21 protein-coding genes are annotated in these 22,365 nt (G+C 67.8%); 10 read left to right on the forward strand and 11 right to left on the reverse strand.

Annotated elements, in window-relative coordinates:
• Window positions 1-28: 28 nt before the first annotated feature.
• The 3 genes from H9L16_RS12365 to H9L16_RS12375 form a co-directional block, all read right to left on the reverse strand.
• Window positions 29-619, reverse strand: a complete 591-nt coding sequence (locus H9L16_RS12365) for a GNAT family N-acetyltransferase (protein ID WP_187551980.1) — start codon at window positions 617-619, stop codon at window positions 29-31.
• An 82-nt stretch (window positions 620-701) separates the two neighbouring features.
• Window positions 702-1,646, reverse strand: coding sequence for a DUF808 domain-containing protein (locus H9L16_RS12370; RefSeq protein WP_187551981.1), 945 nt, complete (start codon window positions 1,644-1,646; stop codon window positions 702-704).
• A 79-nt stretch (window positions 1,647-1,725) separates the two neighbouring features.
• Window positions 1,726-2,583, reverse strand: coding sequence for a 23S rRNA (adenine(2030)-N(6))-methyltransferase RlmJ (locus tag H9L16_RS12375; protein ID WP_187551982.1), 858 nt, complete (start codon window positions 2,581-2,583; stop codon window positions 1,726-1,728).
• Between the two features lie 61 nt (window positions 2,584-2,644).
• Here H9L16_RS12375 and creB point away from each other — a divergent pair, with 61 nt between their 5' ends.
• The 6 genes from creB (at window position 2,645) to H9L16_RS12405 (ending at window position 9,452) form a co-directional block, all read left to right on the forward strand.
• The gene (gene creB / locus H9L16_RS12380; RefSeq protein ID WP_187551983.1) at window positions 2,645-3,322 is read left to right on the forward strand and encodes a two-component system response regulator CreB; all 678 of its coding nucleotides are present in this window, start codon (window positions 2,645-2,647) and stop codon (window positions 3,320-3,322) included.
• Window positions 3,323-3,340: 18 nt separating this feature from the next.
• Complete coding sequence (gene creC, locus H9L16_RS12385) at window positions 3,341-4,786, forward strand: two-component system sensor histidine kinase CreC (RefSeq protein WP_187551984.1); 1,446 nt, start codon at window positions 3,341-3,343, stop codon at window positions 4,784-4,786.
• 93 nt (window positions 4,787-4,879) lie between these two features.
• A complete protein-coding gene (gene creD / locus H9L16_RS12390) occupies window positions 4,880-6,235 on the forward strand; it encodes a cell envelope integrity protein CreD (RefSeq protein WP_187551985.1) in 1,356 nt (451 codons plus the stop codon).
• A gap of 22 nt (window positions 6,236-6,257) precedes the next feature.
• Window positions 6,258-6,869: a GNAT family N-acetyltransferase gene (locus H9L16_RS12395; protein ID WP_187551986.1), complete on the forward strand. Its 612-nt coding sequence runs from the start codon at window positions 6,258-6,260 to the stop codon at window positions 6,867-6,869.
• A complete protein-coding gene (locus H9L16_RS12400; RefSeq protein ID WP_187551987.1) occupies window positions 6,866-7,783 on the forward strand; it encodes a carbon-nitrogen hydrolase family protein in 918 nt (305 codons plus the stop codon). The genes H9L16_RS12395 and H9L16_RS12400 overlap by 4 nt, the downstream gene beginning before the upstream one ends.
• Window positions 7,784-7,853: 70 nt before the next feature.
• A complete protein-coding gene (locus H9L16_RS12405; protein ID WP_229796456.1) occupies window positions 7,854-9,452 on the forward strand; it encodes a M20/M25/M40 family metallo-hydrolase in 1,599 nt (532 codons plus the stop codon).
• A gap of 279 nt (window positions 9,453-9,731) precedes the next feature.
• On the opposite strand, the gene H9L16_RS12410 is transcribed toward H9L16_RS12405, so the two are convergent.
• Together H9L16_RS12410 and H9L16_RS12415 are read right to left on the reverse strand one after the other, a co-directional pair.
• Window positions 9,732-10,295: a phosphatase PAP2 family protein gene (locus tag H9L16_RS12410; RefSeq protein WP_187551988.1), complete on the reverse strand. Its 564-nt coding sequence runs from the start codon at window positions 10,293-10,295 to the stop codon at window positions 9,732-9,734.
• Window positions 10,273-11,442 carry a glycosyltransferase family 4 protein gene (locus H9L16_RS12415; RefSeq protein WP_187551989.1) on the reverse strand — a complete coding sequence of 390 codons (1,170 nt, stop codon included), beginning with the start codon at window positions 11,440-11,442 and terminating at the stop codon, window positions 10,273-10,275. The genes H9L16_RS12410 and H9L16_RS12415 overlap by 23 nt, the downstream gene beginning before the upstream one ends.
• A gap of 223 nt (window positions 11,443-11,665) precedes the next feature.
• Here H9L16_RS12415 and H9L16_RS12420 point away from each other — a divergent pair, with 223 nt between their 5' ends.
• The 4 genes from H9L16_RS12420 to H9L16_RS12435 are packed head-to-tail and all read left to right on the forward strand — an operon-like array spanning window position 11,666 to window position 16,948.
• A complete protein-coding gene (locus tag H9L16_RS12420) occupies window positions 11,666-12,076 on the forward strand; it encodes a GntR family transcriptional regulator (RefSeq protein ID WP_187551990.1) in 411 nt (136 codons plus the stop codon).
• 28 nt (window positions 12,077-12,104) lie between these two features.
• Window positions 12,105-13,019: an ABC transporter ATP-binding protein gene (locus H9L16_RS12425; RefSeq protein ID WP_187551991.1), complete on the forward strand. Its 915-nt coding sequence runs from the start codon at window positions 12,105-12,107 to the stop codon at window positions 13,017-13,019.
• Between the two features lie 22 nt (window positions 13,020-13,041).
• Window positions 13,042-14,862, forward strand: a complete 1,821-nt coding sequence (locus tag H9L16_RS12430) for a hypothetical protein (protein ID WP_187551992.1) — start codon at window positions 13,042-13,044, stop codon at window positions 14,860-14,862.
• Window positions 14,863-14,881: 19 nt separating this feature from the next.
• Window positions 14,882-16,948, forward strand: coding sequence for a S9 family peptidase (locus tag H9L16_RS12435; protein ID WP_187551993.1), 2,067 nt, complete (start codon window positions 14,882-14,884; stop codon window positions 16,946-16,948).
• Between the two features lie 58 nt (window positions 16,949-17,006).
• Here H9L16_RS12435 and H9L16_RS12440 read toward each other — a convergent pair whose 3' ends face one another.
• From H9L16_RS12440 to H9L16_RS12465, 6 genes are all read right to left on the reverse strand, one after another.
• The gene (locus tag H9L16_RS12440; protein ID WP_223158144.1) at window positions 17,007-17,474 is read right to left on the reverse strand and encodes a DUF1801 domain-containing protein; all 468 of its coding nucleotides are present in this window, start codon (window positions 17,472-17,474) and stop codon (window positions 17,007-17,009) included.
• Between the two features lie 204 nt (window positions 17,475-17,678).
• Entirely contained in the window at window positions 17,679-19,718 is a 2,040-nt protein-coding gene (locus H9L16_RS12445; protein ID WP_187551994.1) for a diguanylate cyclase domain-containing protein, read from the reverse strand.
• Window positions 19,719-19,792: 74 nt separating this feature from the next.
• Window positions 19,793-20,353: an NADPH-dependent FMN reductase gene (locus H9L16_RS12450; protein ID WP_187551995.1), complete on the reverse strand. Its 561-nt coding sequence runs from the start codon at window positions 20,351-20,353 to the stop codon at window positions 19,793-19,795.
• Window positions 20,350-20,778, reverse strand: a complete 429-nt coding sequence (locus H9L16_RS12455) for an OsmC family protein (RefSeq protein ID WP_187551996.1) — start codon at window positions 20,776-20,778, stop codon at window positions 20,350-20,352. The genes H9L16_RS12450 and H9L16_RS12455 overlap by 4 nt, the downstream gene beginning before the upstream one ends.
• 84 nt (window positions 20,779-20,862) lie before the next feature.
• Complete coding sequence (locus H9L16_RS12460; protein WP_187551997.1) at window positions 20,863-21,735, reverse strand: pirin family protein; 873 nt, start codon at window positions 21,733-21,735, stop codon at window positions 20,863-20,865.
• Window positions 21,736-21,932: 197 nt separating this feature from the next.
• Window positions 21,933-22,340 carry a hypothetical protein gene (locus H9L16_RS12465; protein WP_187551998.1) on the reverse strand — a complete coding sequence of 136 codons (408 nt, stop codon included), beginning with the start codon at window positions 22,338-22,340 and terminating at the stop codon, window positions 21,933-21,935.
• Between the last annotated feature and the right edge of the window lie 25 nt (window positions 22,341-22,365).

A 22,365-nucleotide genomic window follows, 5' to 3' on the forward strand; every position in this document is an offset into this window, starting at 1 on the left:
GAACCAGCGCGGAGTTTAGCCGCTCGGCTCAGCGAGCCGCGGCGCCCATGCCCGGCAACGGCGGCGGCAGCTTCGGCTTGGGCGGGGGCAGGTCCAGCACCATCCGGATCATGCCGGGATCGCCGGACGACTCGCGCTGGAAGCCCAGCGAGGCCGCCAGTGCCTGCATCGGCAGGTTGCTTTCCAGTACTTCGCCATAGATCCGCAGGACCTTGCGGCCCTTGGCCCAGCGCACCAGCCGGCGCATGAGGTGCCGGCCCAGGCCCATGCCGTTCACGTAATGGCTGACCAGAATCGCGAATTCGGCGTCGCGGCCGTTGTCGTCGATGGCGATGCGGGCGACCGCACCGACCAGGGCCTCGCCCGGCGGCAGCGGCTCCGCGGCGACCAGGGCGAACTCGCGGCGCGGGTCGGGGTGGGTCAGGCGTTCGGCCTGCTCCACGCCCAGTTCCTTCATCGGATGCAGGAAACGCTGGCGGACTTCGTCCGGTTCCAGCAGCACGAAGGCCGCGCGCAGGGGCACGGCGTCTTCGGGGCGGATCGGGCGGACCAGGACCTCGCGACCATTGGCGAGGAGGATTTTTTCGTGCCACGGGGGCATGCGGTTGCGGGCGGCCATTACGGCATCATCCCTGCATCGAAGTTAAGAAAATGAATGGCGCGTGTCCGGCCTGCCCGTGGCGGGCCGGATCGACTGCCGATCAATGCGCCGGGGCGGCAGGCTTGCCGCGCAAACGGGCGATCCCCATCACTGCACCCAACACGATCGCGCCAGCGATGATGCCGACCACCGCGTTGTACAGGTTCTCCCACAGCCAGCCCGGCGGGACGGCGCGGACGGCCTCGGCCAGGTGGTGCAGGGCGGGGACGCCGTGGACCAGGATGCCGCCGCCGACCAGGAACATCGCGGCGGTGCCGGCGATCGACAGGAACTTCATCAGCTTGGGGGCGAAGGCCAGGATGCCGCGGCCGATCGCGGCGCCGAGCTTGCCGGCACCCTCGCGGGCCAGCCGCAGGCCGAGGTCGTCGAGCTTGACGATGCCGCCAACCAGCCCGTACACGCCCACGGTCATGATCAGCGAGATCGCCACCAGCACCGCCAGTTGCTTGCTGAAGGGCTGGGTGGCGACGGTACCCAGCGAGATCACGATGATCTCCGCCGACAGGATGAAGTCGGTGCGGATCGCACCTTTGATCTTGTCCTTCTCGAACGCGACCATGTCCACCGATTCGTCGGCCACGGCCTCCACCAGTTCGGCGTGGTGCTGTTCGTCCTCCTGCGGTTTGTGCAGGAACTTGTGCGCCAGCTTTTCCACGCCCTCGTAGCAGAGGAAGGCACCGCCGATCATCAGCAGCGGAGTGATCAGCGGGACGTTGTAGCCCTGCCCGCGCAGCCAGGCTTCCAGTGCGGCCACGCCCAGCGCCGCCGGCACCAGGATCACCTTGTTGACCATCGAGCCCTTGGCCACCGCCCACACCACCGGCAATTCGCGGTCGGCGTTGACCCCGCTGACCTGCTGGGCATTCAGGGCGAGGTCGTCACCGAGCACCCCGGCGGTCTTCTTGGTGGCGACCTTGGTCATCACCGAGACGTCGTCGAGCAGGGTGGCGATGTCGTCGAACAGGGCGAAGAAGCTGGAGGGCATGGGGGCTCGAGGAAAGTAGGGTCAGAGTCGAGTTTCGCATGCGAAACTCGACTCTGACCCTACTTTCCCGACGCCGCTCCTACGCGGGGCTTTTCAGCCACGCCACCCGCGACGCCGCCCCGGTCTCGCCGAGCGCGGCCTGCAGCGCGGCCAGTGCGGGCCGCATCGCCACGTCCAACTGCCAGGGCGCGTTGAGGATCAGCATGCCGCTGCCGTTCATCCGCAGCGGCGAATCGTCGGGCCGCACCAGCAGTTCCAGCACCAGCGCGGACTTGGCCTCGATGGCGGCGGCCTTGCGCTGGAACGATTGCAGGGCGCGGCCCTGCTTGATCGGGTACCAGAGCGCGAACATGCCCTGCGGCCAGCGGGCAACGCCCTCGCGCAGGGCCTTGATGGCGATGTCGAATTCGTCCAACTGCGCTTCGTAGGGCGGATCGACCAGCACCAGACCGCGGGCGAACTTTGTCGCGCGGTGCTTGGGCGGCAGCATCGCCTTGATCGCTGCATAGCCATCGCGCGCATGCACGGCCACGCGCGAATCGCGGGCGAAGGTGTCCGCCAGCACCGCGGCTTCCTCCGGCAGCAATTCGCAGGCGGCGATGCGGTCCTGTTCGCGCAGCGCGTGCGCGAGCAGCCACGGCGAGCCCGGGTAGGACTGCGCACCGTGCTGCTGGCGGCAGGCACGCACGGCAGTGAGGTAGCGCTGGAGTGCGGGGTCACGCGGGCCCTCCGCGACCAGCCGGGCGATGCCGTCCCGGGCCTCGCCGGTCTTCTGCGCGGACTCGCCATCGAGCTTGTACAGGCCGCGGCCGGCGTGGGTATCCAGCACGAAGCAGGGCGCGGGTTTCGCGGTCAGGGCATCGCACAGCGCCAGCAGGACGACGTGCTTCAGCACGTCCGCGTGGTTGCCGGCATGGAAGGCGTGGCGGTAATTCATCGGTGCATTGTCGCATCGACTTCACATTCGCCACCCAAAGCCCGCCTCATGGCCGGTTACGATGCCGCGCATGCCCACGATCCTGCTGGCCGAAGACGAACCCGCCATCGCCGACACGGTGCTGTATGCGCTGCGCGCCGAAGGTTTCACTGCGGAACATGTCTTGCTGGGCGGCAGCGTGCTGCCGCGCCTGAAGCAGGGCGGCATCGACCTGGTGATCCTGGACGTGGGCTTGCCGGATCGCAGCGGCTTCGAGGTCTGCCGGGAGCTGCGCACGACCAGCGCGGTGCCGGTGGTGTTCCTGACCGCGCGCAACGACGAGATCGACCGGGTGCTCGGGCTGGAGCTCGGCGCGGACGACTACATGGCCAAGCCCTTCTCCCCGCGCGAACTGGTGGCGCGGGTGCGTGCCCGGCTGCGCCGGCATGAGGGCGGCGAGACCCAGCGCCGCGGCCGGTTCGAGGTCGACGCCGCGGCCCACCGCATCCGCTACGCCGGCCACTGGCTGGACATGACCCGCTACGAGCATGCGTTGCTGCATGAACTGCTGCGTCGGCCGGGGGCGATCCTGAGCCGCGCGCAGTTGCTCGATCGTGCCTGGGAAGACGCGCTGGAAAGCGGCGAACGCACCGTGGATACCCACGTGAAGACGTTGCGCGCCAAGCTGCGCGCGCTGGATCCCAGCCGCGACCCGATCCGCACCCATCGCGGCCTGGGTTATTCGATCGATGTCGACTGAGTTCGCACGGGCAGCGCCATGAAGATCGGCTTGCGGGTGCTGCTGGGGTATTTCCTGATCGTGGCGGTAGCCGCGCTGTTGCTGGTGAATGTCTTCGTGCAGCAGGTCAAGCCCGGCGTGCGCCAGGCGATGGAAGACACCCTGGCCGATACCGCCAACGTGCTCGCGGAACTGGCCAGCGACGACCTGCTGGCCGGGCGCATCGACAGCGGCCAGTTCGCCGGGCGGATCCGCGCGATGGGCCAGCGCGAGATCCGCGGCAAGATCTGGGGCCAGGTCAAGCACGCGCCCAGCTACCGGATCAGCGTGACCGACGCGCGCGGGATCGTGGTCTACGACTCGGCCGGCCGCGACCTGGGACGCGACAATTCGCGCTGGAACGACGTGCATCGCACCTTGCGCGGCGAATACGGCGCGCGTTCCACCCGCGACGATCCGGATGATGAAATGAGTTCGGTGATGTACGTCGCCGCGCCGATCCGTGATGGCGAAGGCCGCATCGTCGGCGTGCTCACGGTGTCCAAGCCGAATCGCAGCATCCAGCCCTTCATCGAGCGCAGCCAGAACGTGATCCTGCGCTGGGGCTGGGTGTTGCTGGGCAGTGCCTTGCTGGTCGGCCTGCTGATGGCGTGGTGGTTGTCGCGGCAACTGGCGGGCCTGCGCCGCTATGCCGATGCGGTGTCGGCGGGGCAGCGGGCGAGTTTGCCTGAGCGCGGCATCGAGAAACCCGCCGGTGAATTCGCCGACCTCGGCCGCGCGCTGGAGAGCATGCGCCGGCAACTGGACGGCAAGCAGTACGTCGAGCAGTACGTGCACAGCCTCACCCATGAGTTGAAAAGCCCGCTGGCGGCGATCCGTGCTGCTGCCGAGTTGCTGGAATCCCCGTTGCCGGATGCCGATCGCGCGCGCTTCGCTGCCAGCATCGGCAGCCAGAGCCGGCGGATGGCGACGATGGTGGACAAGCTGCTGGCCCTGGCCGAGGTCGAGCACCGCCAGCGCATCGAGCGGCCCGAGTCGCTGGACATCGCCGCATTGGCGCGCGAAGTCGTGGACGATGCGGCATCGCATGCGCAGGCGGCGCAGGTGCGCATCGAAGCGCATGCGGGCGAAGGATTGCCGACCCTGCAGGGCGACGCATTCCTGCTGCGTCGGATGCTGGCCAATCTCGTCGACAACGCCATCGATTTCTCGCCGGCGGATGGCGTGGTCGAGCTGTATTTGCAGGCCGATGCGGATGCGCTGCGGATCGAGGTCGCGGATCGAGGTCCGGGCATTCCCGACTACGCGCTGGAGCGCGTGTTCGAGCGGTTCTATTCGTTGCCGCGTCCGGCGGGCGGCAACCGCAGCAGCGGGCTGGGACTGAACTTCGTCGCCGAGATCGCCAAGCTGCATGGCGGACATGCGCAGCTGCAGAATCGCGATGGCGGTGGTGCTGTCGCCAAGGTGATCTTGCCGCTCGGCTGATCCGCCTCACCCTCGCTTCATCGTCCGCCCCTCGTGGCGTCGAATGTCGGCGCGACCCTGCACCCACTTTCCGGCAATGCATGGAGCGGGGCGATGCGATTGGCATTCAAGGCGATCATGGTGGTGGTGCTGACGTTGGCGATCCTGGTGCCGTTGACGATGGTCCGCGGCACCATCAACGAGCGACAGGCGTACCGGCAGGAAGCGGTGGAGGCGGTGGCGCAGAGCTATGCGCGGGCGCAGGGTTTGGCCGGGCCGGTGTTGGTGGTGCCGTACAGCGAGCAGGTCGAGTTGGAGGAAACCGACGCGAAGGGCGTCGTGCGCAAGCGCCAGACCACGGTCGAGGGCAACTGGCGGTACTTCCCGAAGACGATGACGCTCGAAGGCAACTTGCTGCCATCGATCCGCAAGCGCGGCCTGCACCAGGTGCGGGTTTACGAATTGCAGGGCGCGCTGGACGCCACGTTCGACGCGCGCATTCCCGACGCCGACCCGTCGCGCCCGCGCACGCTGGGCACGCCGTGGCTGGACATCGGCATCGCCGACGTGCGCGGCCTGACCGGCACGCCGACCTTGAAGATGGGCGCGACGCCGCTGCCGGTGCTGCAGGGCCAGCAGGGCCGCAACGAGGCCGGCATGCATGCGCTGCTGCCGGAGGGCGCGATCGTCGACGGGCGGCTGGCGTTCCCGCTGCAATTGGGGTTTGCGCTGCGCGGCACCGAAGCGTTGCGCATCGCGCCGTTGGCGGACAGCAACCGCATCGTGCTGGCCTCGGCCTGGCCGCATCCGCAGTTCAACGGCGACTTCCTGCCGCGCGCGCCGCGCATCGACGGCAACGGCTTCAAGGCGGAATGGGAAGTGTCGTCGCTGGCCAGCAATGCGCAGGCGCAGTATCGCGACGGCGGCAATGTCGACGGCAAACAGGCGCTGGACGCGATCGGCCTGTCGCTGGTGGAGCCGGTGGACCTGTATTCCAAGCTCGACCGCGCCAGCAAGTACGGGCTGCTGTTCGTGCTGCTGACCTTCGTCGGCTTCTTCATGTTCGAGACCATCCGCCAGTTGCCGATCCACCCGATCCAGTACCTGCTGGTCGGGCTGGCGTTGGCGATCTTCTTCCTGTTGCTGCTGGGGCTGTCCGAGCACATCGCGTTCGGCATCGCCTACTGCGCGGCCAGCGTCGCCTGCATCGGCCTGCTCGGGTTCTACCTGGCGCACGTGTTGCGCAGCCGCGCACGCGGCATCGGTTTCGCGGCGATGCTGGGCCTGTTGTACGCGGCGCTGTACGGGCTGCTGCTGTCCGAGGACAACGCGCTGGTGCTGGGTTCGGGCCTGCTGTTCGCGATCCTGGCCGCGGTGATGATCGCCACCCGCAAGGTCGACTGGTACCAGGTGGCGGCGCGCGCGCCGGTGCCGGTCGCGGTCGATCTCGATGCCGATGTCGGCACCTGATGCCACGCCCTAGAATCCGCGCATGGAACGCACGATCACCCTGGAATGCCTGTCCGGTGCGGCGCTGCTGCCGCACCTGGACGCAGTGGCGGCGCTGCGCATCGCGGTGTTCCGCGACTGGCCCTACCTGTACGACGGCGATGTGGCGTACGAGCGCGAGTACCTCGATGCGTATGCGCAAAGTGCGGACAGCCTCGTGGTGCTGGCGCGCGATGGCGATGTCGTCATCGGCGCGAGTACCGGCATTCCACTGGCAGCGGACAGCGCCGAGTTCCAGGCGCCGTTCCTCGCACGCGGCATCGATGCCACGACGGTGTTCTATTGCGGCGAATCGGTGCTGTTGCCGGCATGGCGCGGACGCGGCATCGGTCATGCGTTCTTCGACGCGCGCGAGGCGCATGCGCGCGCGCTGGGCGGGTTCGCGTGGACGGCATTCGCCGCCGTGGATCGTGACGAACGCGATCCGCGGCGGCCGCCGAACCATCGCGGCAACGAGGCGTTCTGGAGCAAGCGCGGTTACCTGCGCCAGCCGGGCATGACCATGCGCCTGCACTGGAACGAAACCGGCATCGGCGACATCGACCATCCACTGACGTTCTGGCTGCGGCCACTGGACGAGGACACAGGCACATGAAAGTCGCGGCATGCAAGTACCCGGTCGGCGAACCGCGCGATTTCGCCGCGTTTGCGACGAAGCAGGAAACGTTGCTGGGCGAAGCGCAGGCGCGCGGCGCGCAACTGGCGGTGTTGCCGGAATATCTGTCGCTGGAGCTGGCGGCGATGTTCGATGATGCGATCCGCAGCAACCTGCAGGCCTCGCTGGCGGCGATCCAGCCGCTGCGCGAGGACTGGCTGGCGCTCTACGCAGGCTTGGCGAGACGGCTGGGCATGGCGGTCGTCGCCGGCAGTTTCCTGCTCGATGGCGGGCGCGGCCGCTATCGAAACCGCAGCGATTTCTTCGCCGCCGATGGCGGCCACCTGTGGCAGGACAAGCTGCGCCTGACCGGCTTCGAGAAACGCACCGGCGTGATCGACTCCGGTGATGCCCTGAAGGTGTTCGATGCCGGCGGCGTGCGCGCGGGCATCGCGGTCTGCTACGACAGCGAGTTCCCGTTGCCGGTGCGCGCACAGTGCGAGGCCGGCGCGCGGCTGCTGCTGGTGCCGAGCTGCACGGATACCGATGCCGGTGCCACCCGCGTGCGCGTGGGTTGCCTGGCGCGGGCCCTGGAGAACCGCTGCTTCGTCGCGCAGGCGGTCACCGCTGGTGAGGCAGCATGGAGCCCGGCACTCGACGTCAACACCGGCGAGGCCGCGCTGATTGCGCCGATGGATGTAGGCCTGCCCAGCGACGGCATGCTGGTGCAGACCCGAGGCAGCGAGGCCTGGGCGATCGCCGAACTCGACTTCGATGCATTGGAAGCCAGTCGCGCGCAGGCGCAGGTGGCCAACGACCGCGACTGGTCGGCGCAGTATTTCCCCACCGTGCTGCGCGCGCGGCTGGAGCGTGCGGCCGATCACGGATCACGGGCGGCCCTGGCTCGGGCATGACCGATGGCCCACGCCCGGCACGCGTGGGCTTACTAGACTCCACGGTTTGTTTTCAACCATGGGGATGGCGATGAAGCGATTGATGTTGGTAACGGCGTTGCTTGTGGCCGGCGTGGCCGGTACGCAAGGCGTGTCTGCTCAAGAGAAGGTGGACCTGGACATGACCGGGCGCATCCGCGCCGAGGCGTTCAATCGCTCGCAGGTGATGGCCACGCTGAACCACCTGACCGACGAGATCGGCCCGCGCCTGACCAACTCGCCGTCGATGGCGGAAGCCAATCGCTGGACGCGCTCCAAGTTCAGCGAATGGGGTCTGTCCAATGTGCATGACGAGGCCGTCGACGACATCGGTCGCGGCTGGTCGTTCAACGATGCCGGCGTGGAAATGCTCAGCCCGCGGGTGATGCCGCTGCATGCGCTGCCGAAGGCGTGGACGCCGGGCACCACCGGCGCGGTCGAAGGCGAGGCGATCTACGCCAAGTTGCAGAACAAGGGCGACCTCGAGAAGTGGAAGGGCAAGCTCAAGGGCAAGGTGCTGTTCACCGACGAACTGCGCCCGTACAAGCCGAACGAGAAGTCCGACTTCAGCCGCCACGACCACGACAGCCTGGAAGAACTGCTGTCCTATCCGTTGCCGACGGAACGCACGCGCGATGCCAGCATGCTTGCGCAGTACCTGGAGCGGATGAAATTCGGCCCGGAGCTCAACCAGTTCCTGATCGATGAGGGCGTGGTCGCCACGATGTCGATCAGCAGCTGGAACGACGGCATCGTGCGGGTGATGGGCGGCGGTTCGCGCAAGGCCGGCGAGTCGGTCGGCGTGCCGGCGCTGGTGATGATGGCGGAGCACTACAACACGGTGATGCGCGCGCTGGATCGCAAGGAGACGGTGAAGCTGCGCGTGAACGTGGATGCGCGTTTCCTCGATGACGCAAACCGGCCGGGCTACAACACCATCGCCGAGATCCCCGGCACCGGCCCGAACAAGAACGAAGTGGTGATGCTCGGCGCGCACATGGACTCGTGGCATACCGGTTCCGGCGCCAACGACAACGGCGCGGGCGTCGCGGTGATGATGGAGGCCGTGCGCATCCTCAAGGCGGTCGGCGCGCGTCCCAACCGCACCATTCGCGTCGCCTTGTGGACCGGCGAGGAGCAGGGCCTGATCGGCTCGCAGGCGTACGTGGCCAAGCACTTCGCGGCGTATCCGGAACCCACCGATCCGGCGCAGAAGGCGTTGCCGGCGGCGTTCCGCACCAACAAGGGCAAGCTGGTCAAGACCGGCGACTACGAGAAGATCACCGCGTACTTCAACCTCGACAACGGCAGCGGCAAGATCCGCGGCATCTATGCGCAGGAAAACCTGGCGATCGCGCCGATCTTCGAGGACTGGCTGAAGCCGTGGAACGACGTCGGTGCGACCATCGTCACCCAGCGCAACACCGGCAGCACCGACCACGTGAGCTTCGACCGCGTCGGCATCCCGGGCTTCCAGTTCGTGCAGGACCAGCTGGACTACTTCAGCCACGTCCACCACACCCACCTGGACGTGCAGGACCATGCGGTCGCCGATGACCTCAAGCAGGCCTCGGCGATCGTCGCGTCGTTCGTCTACAACGCGGCGCAGCGCCCAAGCAAGTTGCCGCGCAAGATGCTGGTCGAGGATTGATCCATTGCTCCCTCTCCCGCTGCGGGAGAGGGTTGTGGCGAGGGTGATATCGAAGGGTCGGCATTGCCGGCCCTTTTTTGTCGACCACTCAGCTGCCGCATCGGCCTGCCCGGATGGGGTTCGCCGCTTAGGCTCCGCATCCGGCTTCGATGCGCGGCCGCGCGCCGTCCATGGCGCGCTCGAACCCCATCCGGGCAGACCGACGCTCGTTGGAAACTTTCGCTATCACGCAAGTGGGGCACGTAGCCCGGGTAGAGCGCAGCGAAACCCGGGGCTCGATCACGCGAACAACGACACCCCTGGAACAAGCCAAAGCGACACGCCGGCAAGCGCGCAACCGATGCCGGTCGCTGCCAGCACATCGCTCGGGTAATGGAGGCCGAGCATCACCCGCGAGGCCGCCACGCTGGCGGTGAACGGCACCAGCAGCCAGGCCAGCACCGGGTAATGCGCCATCGCCACCAGGCTGAAGGCGACGGCGTGCAGGGTGTGCCCGGAGGGGAAGCTGAACTCGTCGAGCGGCGCCACCCATGCGCGGATGCGGACGTCGCTGGCGAACGGCCGTGGCCGCTTCGTCCAGCGCTTGAGCGCCTTGTAGAGGATCAGCGCGACCAACCCGGTGAGGGCGAGGTGCAGCGAGGCACGCAGGCCTGCCATGCCGTCGACCAACAACAAGCCGCCCATCAATGCGTACCAGAACACACCGTCGCCGAGCCGGCTCACGGCCGCGAAGAAGCGCAGCGCGCCGTGGCGCGCACACACGCGATTGGCGCGCAGGCACCAGCCGGATTCGGCAGTGGCGATGCGGCGGGTCGGCGACCTAGAGGGCAGCGATCGGGACATGGCGATCCCCAGGGTTGGCGAGCGAGCGCAGCAGATGGTCGAAGTCGCTGGCGACCTGCGTAGGTCGCAGCGCGGCCACCGCCTCGCGGCAGGCCGGGCGCATGCGTCGGCGCGCTGCTTCGTCGCTGCCGATGCGCGCCACCGCGGCGATGAACGCGGCATCGTCGTTGGCGGGCTGGTCGCTGCGCGGGATCGCGGCGCCATGCAGGCCATCGCGCAGGCATTCGCGGGCGGCGCCGTAGTCGAAGGCGACCGTCGGCACACCACTGGCCAGCGCCTCCAGCGTCACGTTGCCGAAGGTCTCGCTGTGGCTGGGGAAGACGAACAGGTCGGCGCTGGCGAAATGGCGGGCCAGGGCCTCACCCCGTTGCAGGCCGCAGAAGATGAAGTCGGGGTTCTCGCGCTGCAGGGCTTCGCGCGCGGGGCCGTCGCCGACCCAGACGAAGCGCGCCTCCGGGCGTTGCCGTTGCAGGGCGCGGAACGCATCCACCGCGAGGGCGAGGTTCTTCTCCGCCGCGATGCGGCCGACGAAGATCGCCGCGACGCCACGTTCGCCGACGCCCCACAGGGCGCGCAGCACCGGGTCGCGATGGCCGGGATCGAACTGGCCGGTGTCGACCGCGCGGGCCAGGCGCACGACGTTGTCGAAGCCTTCGGATTCCAGCAAGACCTGCAGTTCTCGGGTCGGCACCAGGGTGGCCTGTGCGCTGTTGTGGAAGTGGCGCATCCAGCGCAGCGCGACCGGTGCCAGCATCGGCAGCCCGTAGTCGCGCATGTAGGTGTCGAAGCGGGTGTGGAAGCCGGTGGCGGCGGGGATGCCGAGCTGGCGCGCGGCGCGCAGGGCGGACCAGCCCAGCGGACCTTCGGTGGCCACGTAGAGCGCGTCGGGGCGATTGGCCTCCCAGTGGCGTTGCAGCAGGCGCGTGGCCGGCAGGCCGAAGCGGAGGCCGGGATAGCGTGGCAGGCCGGCACCGCGGACCAGCAGGGTGTGGTCGGGCGTGGCATTCGCCGCATCGCCGGCCTGGCGCGGGCGCACCACGTCCACCGCGTTGCCGCGTTCGCGCAGGCCTTGCTCCAGCCCCTGCACGGTCAGGGCGACGCCGTTGATCTCGGGCGGGTAGGTCTCGGTGACGATGGCGTAGCGCATGCAGCTCTCCGTTTGCGGGAGGCTGCGCGGCACGGGTGACCGGGTGGTGTCGTTGCGATGACGCGGGGGTGACAGGCGAGACCGAAAGTGGGGTCAGAGTCGGCTTTCGCGTCGCGAAAGCCGACTCTGACCCCACTTTCCCCCTGTTTCGTCGCAACCCGGCTTGACGATCCGGGCGTGTTCGTACTGTACTAGATCAACTAGTACAGACAGGACGCCGCCCATGGCACGCCCCCAGCCCCTGATGATCCAGATCGCCACCGGCGACCCGCGGCCGATCGGCAAGCAGATCGTGGACGCGGTGCGGATGAAGATCGCGACCGGCGAACTGGGGGCGGGCGACCAGCTGCCCAGCGTGCGCGGGCTGGCCCAGCAACTCACCATCAACCCGAACACGGTGGCCAAGGCCTACGCCGAGCTGACCACCGAGGGCTGGCTGGAATCGCGCCAGGGCATGGGCCTGTACGTGGCAACAAAGCGCCAGCGCCTCTCCGAGGACGAACGCGAACGCCGGCTGGACGACGCCATCGGCCGCTTCGTCAACGACGTGATCCCGCTGGGCTACCCGCCTGACGAGGTGCAGGCGCGCGTGGCCGACGAATTTCAACAACTGGTTCCCCGAAAGATCGCCTGAGGGCGATTGACAGACATCGAGCACACACATGACAGACAAACACGACTACGTCATCGAGACCCGCGCACTGAGCAAGCGCTATGGGCGAAAGCTGGCGCTGGATCATCTTGATCTGCGCATCCCGCGCGGGCGCATCCACGCCATCGTCGGTGCCAATGGCGCCGGCAAATCGACACTGTTTCGCATCCTGATGGGCTTCATGCCGCCGACTGCCGGCGAGGCCCGCATCCTCGGCCGCGACAGCCAGACGCTGACCCCGCAGGACCGCAGCCGGATCGGCTTCGTCAACGAGGAACACACGCTGCCGAACTGGATGCGCGTGGCCCAGGTGACGACGATGCAGAAACACCAGTACGCGCGCTGGAACCAGCAGGCGTTCGACAGCGTGATCGGCCACTACCACGTGCTGCCGGAGCAGAAGGTCGGCCAGTTGTCGCGCGGCGAGCGCGCCGGTTTCAACCTGGCGCTGGCGCTGGCGCAGCGGCCGGAACTGCTGGTGCTGGACGAACCCACGCTGGGCCTGGACGTGGTCGCCAAGCGCGCGTTCCTGGAATCGCTTCTGTACAGCAACGCCGCCGACGACTGCACGGTGATCTATTGCTCGCACCAGATGGAGGAGATCGAGCGCGTCGCCGACAACCTGGTCATCCTGGAACGCGGGCAGCTGAAGAACATGTCCGCGCCGGAGGATTTCACCGCGCGGGTCAGTCACTGGGTGGCGGACGTGCCGTTCAAGGGCCCCGAGCTGCACACCGTGCCGGGCCTGCTGGAAGTGCAGCGCCTCGATGGCCTGCACCACTACCTGGTGCTGGACCAGGACGCCGGCTTCGAACAGTTCCTGCGCACCAGCGGCGCGCGCAACGTGCAGTCGATGCCGGTCAGCCTGGACCGCGCCGTCAATGCCTTCCTGAGCAAGAACCACGCGGCGCCGGCTGCGGCCTGACGCGCGACACGAGGACACCACCATGATCGATCTCTTCAAGGGCGAGCTCACGCGCTTCCGCCTGTGGGCCGGCATCGCCGCCTTCATCAACCTGGCCATCCTGGGCTTCCTCAGCCGCATGGTCGACCTGGCCCAGCAACCGCTGCAGGTCTACCAGGTGTTCGGCGCGGTCTATGCCGTCGCCGGTGCGTTGCTGGGCCTGTATCAAATGGGCAGTTATCGCAAGCCGAACCAGTGGCTCAACCTGCTGCATCGGCCGATGCATCGCCTGCGCATTGCCGGTGCGCTCACCGGTGCCGGCTCGCTCTTGCTGCTGCTGGCGGTCGCATTGCCGATCCTGCTGGTCGCCATCTACCAGGACACGCTGACGCCGCGCGTGGTCGACATGCGCCACTGGCTGCTGCCGGTGGCCGCGTGGCTGATCGCGGTGTCCGGTTACCTGGCCGGTGCCTACGCGATGGTCGGCGATCGTCGCTATGCCTTCGCCGGTTTCCTGCTGCCGAACCTGTTCATGTATTCGCAGGCCTCGGGCGTGGCGATGCTGGGCGTGCAACTGGTCGCCATCGCGTTCCTGGCGCTGTTGCTGGCGATCGCGTTCAAGCCGGATCCGACCGCGTCGTCGCGCAATCCGCTGGCGGTACTCGCGGTCGCCTTGCCGGTGCAGGTGGGTGCGTATTTCCTGGTGTGGATACTGGGTTACGGCGTCGAGCTCGGGTGGACGGTGACCGGTACGCATCCGCTGAACATGCCCACCCCACCGAAGGGCGGCTACATCGAAGCGGACCGCGCCGAGGCCAAGGATCTCCTGTTGATGGGCCTTGCGCAGAGCCGTGCCCCCGAAGCCGCGCTGTGGCGCGAGCAGATCGCCCTGTCCGATGTGCATACCCGCTATCCGCTGCGCAACCTGCCGGAGCGCAACACGCTGACCAATCCGTCGCCGCTGGAATTCAGCGATGGCGACAACAACACCATGTTGGTGTTCAGCCACGACCGCGGGCGTTTCGTCCGCCGTGGCCTGCTCGACAATCGTCCGCGCGGTGAACTGGGCGTGGGCGAGGCGCAGGCGGCGTTCCCGGCGCCGACCATGCCGTACGGCGGGACCTACCTGTTCAACGCACGTGCCGCTTACCAGTACGAGTCGGAACAGCAGCGGTTCTTCGAGCGCATCCGGCTGCCCGTGGGCGAAGTCATGGCCAGCCCGCCGGAACCGGCCGGCGACAACATCCTGGTGCTCAGCGATCGCGCCGCCTATTTCTATCCCGGCCGCGAGGCGATGAATGGCCTCGACCTGTTGCAACCACTGGTGCGGGTGCCGATGCCCGGTCACGTGGGCCACCTCAGCAGGATGGACGCGATCGAATTGCTGGACGGTTACCTGGTCTCGTTCACCTACACCTGGGGAGTGTGGAGCGGCGAACTGCAGCAGCCGTTCCAGCAGGTGCTGCGCGTGGATGGTGCGGGCAAGGTGCATGAGGTCGCACGTCGTTCGATCAACATCGACCTGCCTTCCGCTTACACCAACCGCAACACCTGGCTGTCGCCGGTGATCCGCGCGATCTGCCTGGGCGCACGCGACCTGTTCGCCGCGAATGATCCATTGACCGCGAAGCCCGAGCGCGTGCCGGCTTCGGTACTGTGGCTGGCCGCCGCGTGCTGCCTGCTGTCGCTGCTGGCGGCCATCTGGCTGACGGGACGGCAGGCGCATTCGACCCGCGGTCGCTGGGCCTGGATCCTGCTGTGCGGCGTGGTCGGCCTGCCGGCGCTGGCCAGCCTGTGGTTGCTGTATCCGCGTCGCGAAAACTTGCCATTGCCGCTGCCGCATGCATCGCCGGCTGCGGCTTGAGCGGGCAGGGGAATCGACGATGAAGATGCTTCGTATCCTCTGCGGCAGCATCGCGTTTTGCGCGCTGCTGCTCACTCAACACAACGTGCTGGCGCAGGCAAACGAAAGCCTGCGCAGCGTGGAGCAGGCGCAACAGGTGTTGCCACGCGCACCTCGGTTGCCACGTGCGGCGTTCCTCGAAGCGCGCACGCTGGTGGCCGTGCAGCTATCGCCGACGGGCGACTTCGTGGCCTACCTGCGCGAGCAGAAGGATTCGCGCGCGCTGTGGCTGCTGCCGACCGATGGCGGCAAGGCACGGCCGCTCGCAGGCAGCACCCAGGCCGACCAGGTGATGTGGTCGCGCGACGGACGCTGGTTGTTCCTGCGCGGATCGCGCTCGCTCGGCATCGTCGGCGTCGATGGCCGCGCGGGCGTGCGGGTACCGCTGGGCGGCATCGAGCAGCGCAGGGTGATGCAGCTGGATCGGTCGCAGCCCGCCGCGGTGCTGCTGCGCGAGCGCGTGCGTGTCGGCAAGGGCGAACGCTGGCGGATCGTGCGCATGGACGTGCACGGCAAGCGCACCCTGCTGCGCGAAGACGCGCACTGGATCCACGACGTCGCGCTGGATGCGCAGGGCCGGATCGTCGCGCTCGCGCGGTTCGAGGGCGACCACGATGCGCTGCATCGCGTGCGTGCCGACGGCTCGTTGCGCAAGGTCCTGCGCCTGCGGCCGATGGAGCGGCTGGATCTGCTGGCGGCACGGGCCGACGGCAGCCTGCTGATGACCGGCAATCCCGACAGCACGGCTCCAGGCGGGGATTTCCGCCGGGTGATGCGGCTGGATGCGGACGACAGGTTGCAGACGCTGCACCAGGATCCGCGCGGCGAGGCCGACCTCGACGAGGTCGCGCTCGACCCGCGTACGCAGATGCCATTGGCGGCGAGCTATCGCAGCACCGTGGCCGCGACGTATGGCATCGGCGATGCGCAAGCAACGGTCGCCGCCATCACGCGCAAGTTCCCGGGCCGCGACATCGGCCTGCAGGTCGGCGGCGGCCCGTCTGCCCACTGGCTGGTCAGCGAACGCGCGGCGACCCTGCGCGATGCGCGCCTGTACCTCTACGACCCACGCAATGGCGACGTGCGCCGGATCCTGGACGAGCCGGGCATCACCACCGGCGTGCCGGATGAAACTGCGCTGGCGCGCAAGATCGCGGTCAGCTACGTTGCGTCCGACGGCCTGCGCGTGCACGGCTTCGTGCTGCTGCCGCCCGGCGTGGATGCCGCGCGTGCGCCGCTTATCGCGCAGGTTCATGGCGGCCCGATCAGCCATTTCCGCGCGGGTTATGACGGCACCGCGCAGTTCCTGGCCAATCGTGGCTACGTGGTGTTCCAGTCGAATTTCCGCGGCTCCACCGGCCACGGGCGCGCGTACACGTTCGCGTCGAACGGCGACTATGGCAACGGCCGCGTGCAACGCGACATCGTGGAAGGTGTGCGCTGGCTGCTGGCTCAGGGGATCGGCGATGCCAATCGCGTCGGCATCGTCGGTCATTCGTTCGGCGGCTATTCGACGCTGCTGGGCCTGACCTTCCAGCCGGAGCTGTTCAAGGTCGGCGTGGCCGGAGCGCCGCCGGCCGACCTCGGCTGGGGCATGCGCTGGCTGGTGCAGTCCGGCGACCAGGGCGACCTGCCGGACCGTTCGCTTCAGCACACCTTGCGCGCGCTGTCGCTGGATGCCACGGATCCTGCGACCTACGCACGCCTGCATGCGCAATCGCCGCAGGCGAACGCGATGAAGATGCAGCGCCCCTTGCTGATCATGGCCGGCGGCGCGGATCGCACCGTGGCGATCCGCGAGGTCATCCACTACAGCGCCACCCTGAAGTCGCTGGGGCGGCCGGTTACCTTGCTGGTGGAGCCGGGCGGTGGACACTCCCCGGTCGAACCGATCCCGCGTGAGGCCTACCTGTTCGCGATGGAAACGATGCTGCAGCGGCACCTGGGCGGGCCAGTCCCGGAAGCGCCCGGCCAGCGCCTGCGGGCCTACCTGCGCGAGAACCTGCGGCTTGCAGGGCCGGAGTTCACGGCGTTCGCGAAGAAGTAGGGCCAACACCCCCGGGTGCGCTTCGCTTACCCGGGCTGCGAAAGCCGCGAAAACGTGCCTACTTCAACCGCTCCAGCTTGCCCTTGCGCTTGACGATGTTCTTGTAGTCCCACTGGATGTCGCGGGCTTTGCCCAGCCAACGCTGCATGGCCTCGACATCGACCTGGGCGACATCGGTGTAGCGCGCTTCTGCCGCCTTGAAGCTGCCTTCAGCTTTCAGCTCGCTCTCGTCGAACGATTGCCCACTCCAGAACAGCAGGCGCACGCTGGCTTTCAGCTTGTCGTAGCCGGCGACCGGGTTGCCGTCGAGGAACCACACAGGATGCCGGTGCCAGATCCTGTTCTCGGCTTCAGGCAGGGCGCGGTCGATCTGGTGAGCCAAGAGTTCGCAGATCGCCTTGTCGTCGTCTGCCAGCGCATCGTTGTAAATGCGGACATCGTGGTGCATCGGATTCACTCCGCGGGGGTTGAGGGTCACGCCCAAGCCGAGCATGTCGTCGGGTTCGCCGGTCAGTTCGGCTCGCATCAACGGGCGGGCGCGCCACCGCCGCGAAGTCGCCTGGGATGAGATTGGTCAAACGCTGCCGGGCCAGCATACCGGCAGCATCCGGCATGACCAGATGGAGCTGTCCACCTCGCCGATCAGCAGGCGGCACCATCACGCATTCGCCAGCGCTTCCCGGCGATGCTCGATGGCGATGCGTTCCGCCTGCTCGACGAGGGTTGAGGCTCAGGCCAGGGCGGCCGGCGGGCGGCCGTAGACCACGCGGTTGCGACCAGCACCCTTCGCCCGGTACAGCGCGGCATCGGCCTCGGCCAATAGCGCGTCGATCCCGTCGCTGGCGAAGGCGGTAGCCACGCCGATGCTGACCGTGACCGGGATTGCCACGCCTTCGAACGAGACGGGCGCGGCGGCGAGCGTGGCACGCATCGCCTCGGCCACCGACGCCGGTTCGCGGCCCGGTGCGCCATCCAGGATCGCGATGAATTCCTCGCCGCCCCAACGGCCCAGCAATGCGTCTTCCGGCAACGCGGCGCGCATGCGCTTCGCCGCTTCCTGCAGCACCGCATCGCCGGCCTGATGGCCGTGTGTGTCGTTGATGCGCTTGAACTCGTCGAGGTCCAGCAACATCACCGTCAGCGGTTCGGGAATTCGTCCTAGGCGTTCGCCCAGCGCGCGCGCAGCGGCGTGGCGATTGGCCAGGCCCGTCAATGCATCGGTATTGGCAACGCGTTCCAGCGCGTCGCGGCTGGCGCGCAGTTCGTTGCGGTGACGCAGGGTGCTGCGGTAGCGCGCGTACAGCAGGGCAGACACGACCAGCACCGTGGCCAGGCCGACGAACAGGGCGATGGCGATGAGGCGCTGGCGGTTCAATCGCAACGCCTGGATGTCGTTGTCGCGTTGCAGGAGTTCGCGTTCGGTCTTCGCGCGCTCGCGCTCCAGGCTGGATTCCAGCAGCGCGATCCGCCGCGCGGCGACATCGATCGCCAGCTCCTTGTCGAGTTTCTGGTGCGCCTTGCGGGTGGCGAACGCGCTGGCGGCGTCGCCGGCGCGCAATTGCAGTTCCGACATCAGGTCCAGCACCGAACGCTCGAGGATGCGGTCGCCGAGATCGCGCACGTCGGCCAGGACCGCATCCGCTTGCTTGATTGCCTCTGCCGTGCGGTCGCGCGCGGCGAGCACGCGCATGCGGCTGATCCCGATCAGGCTGCGGTCGCGCACCGCCACGTGGTCGCGGGATTCGTCCGCCTTCGCAACCCATTGCTCGGCATCGTCGATGTGTCCCTGCAGCAGACGCAGTTCCGCCATCCGGGTAAAGGCGTTGACGCGGTTGGGGTGGCTGCCGGACTGCTCGGCCAGGCGCACTGCCTGCTGGCCGTGGTACTCGGCTTCCGCCAACCGTTCCAGGCGGGTGAACGTGCCGATCAACTCGCCATGCAGGGCGATCGCTTCGCGGCGGTTGCGTTCCTCCACGTGATCCAGCGCCTCCAGCAGGTGCCGGCTCGCCAGTTCCTCGTCGTCCAGGTTGAGGTACAGCACGCCGAGCATGCGCAGGCTGCGCGCGGTTTCGCTCTTGTCGCCGGCCTTGCGGGCGATCGTGAGCGCATCGCTGTGCATCGCCACGGCGTCGGAGAAACGCCCGGTGCGGCCATCGAGATTGCCGATGGAATTCATCTCGCGGGCTTCCATCACCGCATCGCCGAGCTGCGCGAACAGGCTGCGCGCCTGCAGGAACAGGCTGCGCGCTTCCTCGAAACGGCCCAGCTTGCGCTCCAGCACGCCGCGTTCGTGCAGCCATAGTGCGCGCCAGCGGGCGTTGCTGCCGGACTCGACCATGGCCTGCATCTTCGCCAGCACCGCTTCCGTTTCCTTCGAGCGGCCGCGGTTGACCAGGATCGTGGACAGCCGGATCAGCGCCTCGAAGCGCAGGTCCGGCAACTTCAGTGCAGCCGCCTGCGCCATGGCCTGGTCGAGGCCTGCCAGCGCGGCTTCGGCGTGTTCCTGGTCGTTGGCGAATTCGGCTTCGGCCAAGGTCGCCCAGGCGCGGAAAGCGGGATCCTTCGAGTCTGCCCGCAGGCGCGCGGCCTGAGCCTGCAGCTGTGCCGCGGTCCTGGTCTGGTCGGCGCGCAACGCCGCGATGGCTGGCGGTTCGCTGGGGTTGGCGGCACCGGCGGCGAATGCCAGCGCCAGGCCCAGCCACAACAAGACTGCCAACGCGACGCTGCGCCGCAACGACCCGCCTGCCTGACTGCTTACGCGCCTGCCCATGTCCGGGTTCCCCCCGATTGTCCGTGGCAGCATGCCAGAGTCGCGGCGGCTGGCGAAGCAGGTCGATGCGCGCTTCAACCCCGTGCGGCGGCCGCGAACGCCGCGAATCCCTGCACGAAGCCGGCCAATTGCTCGCGCACCTTGGCATCGACCAGTTCGCCATTCGTATCGAACACGCCGCCGGCGCGCGACACCATCAGCCGGTTGCCGGCCCACAAGCGCACGCCCAGCGTCTTCAGCACCGGCAGCCAGTGGTTCTGCGAGAGGATCGTGCCGAAACCGCCGGGCGAGGCACCGGCCAGCGCGAACGGGCGGTCGCCGAAGACCTCGGGAATACCGGGCGTACCGCGCGACAGCCAATCAATGCCGTTCTTGAACACCCCGGGGATGCCGTTGTTGTATTCCGGGGTGACCAGCAAGACGCCGTCGCTGGCGATGATCCTGCGCTTGAGTTCGGCGACCGCGGCGGGCTCGCCATCACGGGATTCGGCGTCGCCGTCGTAGAGCGGGATGCCGTGCAGGGTGGCGGTGTCGAGCTCGACATCGGCACCCGCGACTTCACGCGCCGCACGCAGCAGCGCGGTGTTGAACGAGCCGGCGCGCAGGCTGCCGGAAATGCCGAGGATGCGGGTCATGCGGATGCTCCGGGGTCGTCGTGGGCGGAAACGGTGGCGATGCGGATCTCGCCGGTCAGGACCTTGTGGATCGGGCAGGCGTCGGCGATCTGCAGGAGCCGCGCGCGCTGTTCGCCATCCAGTTGCCCGACCAGCTGGATGCTGCGGTGGATGTCGCTGCCGGAGGCCGGCTTGCCGTCGGGATTGAAGGCGAGTTCGACATGCACCTGGGTCAGCAGCCACTGCTTGCGCTGTGCGTACATCATCAGCGTCACTGCGGTGCAGCTGCCCAGCGAGGCCAGCAACTGCTGTTCCGGTGCCGGGCCGGCATTCGCGCCGCCCAGATCCTCGGGCTCGTCGCCCAGCCAGTGGTGGCCGTGGTTGTCGTTCAGTTCGACGGTGTAGGGCGTGGCGCCGATGCTGGCGCGGACGGTGGAAACGGCCATGAGTACAACTCCTGATCATCGATTGCGCATTGAAGCGCGTCGCCGTGATTGCGGCTTTCACCGGAATCACGGCGGCGTTTTCCCTCAGTGCATGTTGCCGAACTTGCCGCCGTTGAAATCGGCGATCGCCTGGTGGATCTCTTGCTCGCTGTTCATCACGAACGGGCCGTAGCCGACCACCGGCTCGTCGATCGGTTCGCCGGCGAGCAACAACACCTTGGCATCGCCGCTGGCCTCGATGGTCACATCGGTGCCGGCGGTCGACAGCGTGGCCATCTGTGCAGGACGCAGCACGGTCTCGCCGTTGAGTTGCACCGTGCCGGCCAGCACCACCACCAGCGTGGTCCAGCCTTCCGGTTGCGGCAGGGCAATCGTCTTGCCCGCAGCCAGTCGCACATCCCAGACGTTGATCGGGCTGAAGGTGCGGGCCGGGCCGCGATGATCGTCGTAGTCGCCGGCGATTACCCGCAGCGTGCCGGCGTCATCGGGCAGTGCGACCGCGGGAATCTGCGCATCGGTGATGCCCTGGTAGCCGGCCGCGGCCATCTTGTCCTTCCTCGGCAGGTTCACCCACAGCTGGACCATCTCGAACGGACCGCCGCGCTCGGCATAGCCGGGCGAGTGGAACTCCTCGTGCAGGATCCCGCCCGCAGCGGTCATCCACTGCACGTCGCCCTTGCCGATGATCCCGCCATTGCCGGTCGAATCGCGGTGCTCGACTTCGCCGTCATAGACAATCGTGACGGTCTCGAAGCCGCGATGCGGATGCTGGCCGACGCCGCGGCGCTCGCGGGTGGGCTCGAACTGGAACGGGGCCGCGTAGTCGAGCATCAGGAACGGGCTGCGCTCGGCCACGCCGGGGCCGCTGTAGCCGAACATGCCATGCACCGGGAAGCCGTTGCCGACCCAATGCCGGCCGGGGGCGCTGGTGACGTTGAGGATCTTCTTGGTGCCCATGCTGTTGCTCCCTTGCGGATCGGCGGAATGCCGTTTTCCGTGGTCGGAATCATGGATTGTGCACGCGCATGCATCCAGTCGGTCAGTCGATACCGGATTGTTCTATTTTTGTGTTCAACTGCATTTGCGCGTGTGCTGCGGCATCGCAAATGGAAAGGGCGCCCGTGGGCGCCCTCGCGAAGATCGATGCCGCCCGATTACTTGGTGAAGCTGATCGCCAGCGAAGTGTGGAAGGGCGCACGCGGTGGAATGAACACGACCTTGTCGCGCACATAGCGTTGCAGGCAGATCGCCAGTGGCGAACCGCCCTCGCGCCAGGTGCGTTGAACCTTCCCGCTCGCGTCCAGTGCCATCACGATGGTGAAGCCGCTGAAATCCTTTTGGGGCTTGCCCAGCGAGCATTCGACCACGCCGGCGTCCAGCAGCGCTGCCTGCGCGGCCAGCATCGCCTGATGGGCGGGGCCGGTGACGCTCATCTCGTCGGCATCGGCCAGGCGCTTGGCGTCGATGTACTCGAGTGGCTTGATCTCCGCCGGCATCGCGACCTGCGCCTGTGCAGGCGACAGGCAGGCGAGCGAGAACAGGACGATGGCGAGGCGGTGCATCAGCAAGCTTCCTTGTCGGGATCGA

Origin of the sequence: Thermomonas carbonis (assembly GCF_014396975.1) — a bacterium.
Classification (GTDB): Bacteria; Pseudomonadota; Gammaproteobacteria; order Xanthomonadales; family Xanthomonadaceae; genus Thermomonas; species Thermomonas carbonis.

Excerpts from the sequence above, each read along its gene's own strand:
- H9L16_RS12420 (WP_187551990.1), top strand. The coding sequence starts at position 11,666 with ATGGCACGCCCCCAGCCCCTGATGATCCAGATCGCCACCGGCGACCCG.
- H9L16_RS12455 (WP_187551996.1), bottom strand. The coding sequence starts at position 20,778 with ATGGCCGTTTCCACCGTCCGCGCCAGCATCGGCGCCACGCCCTACACC.
- creB (WP_187551983.1), top strand. The coding sequence starts at position 2,645 with ATGCCGCGCATGCCCACGATCCTGCTGGCCGAAGACGAACCCGCCATC.
- H9L16_RS12440 (WP_223158144.1), bottom strand. The coding sequence starts at position 17,474 with ATGCGAGCCGAACTGACCGGCGAACCCGACGACATGCTCGGCTTGGGC.
- H9L16_RS12400 (WP_187551987.1), top strand. The coding sequence starts at position 6,866 with ATGAAAGTCGCGGCATGCAAGTACCCGGTCGGCGAACCGCGCGATTTC.
- H9L16_RS12435 (WP_187551993.1), top strand. The coding sequence starts at position 14,882 with ATGAAGATGCTTCGTATCCTCTGCGGCAGCATCGCGTTTTGCGCGCTG.
- H9L16_RS12375 (WP_187551982.1), bottom strand. The coding sequence starts at position 2,583 with ATGAATTACCGCCACGCCTTCCATGCCGGCAACCACGCGGACGTGCTG.
- H9L16_RS12450 (WP_187551995.1), bottom strand. The coding sequence starts at position 20,353 with ATGACCCGCATCCTCGGCATTTCCGGCAGCCTGCGCGCCGGCTCGTTC.
- H9L16_RS12405 (WP_229796456.1), top strand. The coding sequence starts at position 7,854 with ATGAAGCGATTGATGTTGGTAACGGCGTTGCTTGTGGCCGGCGTGGCC.
- H9L16_RS12460 (WP_187551997.1), bottom strand. The coding sequence starts at position 21,735 with ATGGGCACCAAGAAGATCCTCAACGTCACCAGCGCCCCCGGCCGGCAT.
- H9L16_RS12395 (WP_187551986.1), top strand. The coding sequence starts at position 6,258 with ATGGAACGCACGATCACCCTGGAATGCCTGTCCGGTGCGGCGCTGCTG.
- creD (WP_187551985.1), top strand. The coding sequence starts at position 4,880 with ATGCGATTGGCATTCAAGGCGATCATGGTGGTGGTGCTGACGTTGGCG.
- H9L16_RS12445 (WP_187551994.1), bottom strand. The coding sequence starts at position 19,718 with ATGGGCAGGCGCGTAAGCAGTCAGGCAGGCGGGTCGTTGCGGCGCAGC.
- H9L16_RS12370 (WP_187551981.1), bottom strand. The coding sequence starts at position 1,646 with ATGCCCTCCAGCTTCTTCGCCCTGTTCGACGACATCGCCACCCTGCTC.
- H9L16_RS12425 (WP_187551991.1), top strand. The coding sequence starts at position 12,105 with ATGACAGACAAACACGACTACGTCATCGAGACCCGCGCACTGAGCAAG.
- H9L16_RS12430 (WP_187551992.1), top strand. The coding sequence starts at position 13,042 with ATGATCGATCTCTTCAAGGGCGAGCTCACGCGCTTCCGCCTGTGGGCC.
- creC (WP_187551984.1), top strand. The coding sequence starts at position 3,341 with ATGAAGATCGGCTTGCGGGTGCTGCTGGGGTATTTCCTGATCGTGGCG.
- H9L16_RS12365 (WP_187551980.1), bottom strand. The coding sequence starts at position 619 with ATGGCCGCCCGCAACCGCATGCCCCCGTGGCACGAAAAAATCCTCCTC.
- H9L16_RS12465 (WP_187551998.1), bottom strand. The coding sequence starts at position 22,340 with ATGCACCGCCTCGCCATCGTCCTGTTCTCGCTCGCCTGCCTGTCGCCT.
- H9L16_RS12415 (WP_187551989.1), bottom strand. The coding sequence starts at position 11,442 with ATGCGCTACGCCATCGTCACCGAGACCTACCCGCCCGAGATCAACGGC.
- H9L16_RS12410 (WP_187551988.1), bottom strand. The coding sequence starts at position 10,295 with ATGTCCCGATCGCTGCCCTCTAGGTCGCCGACCCGCCGCATCGCCACT.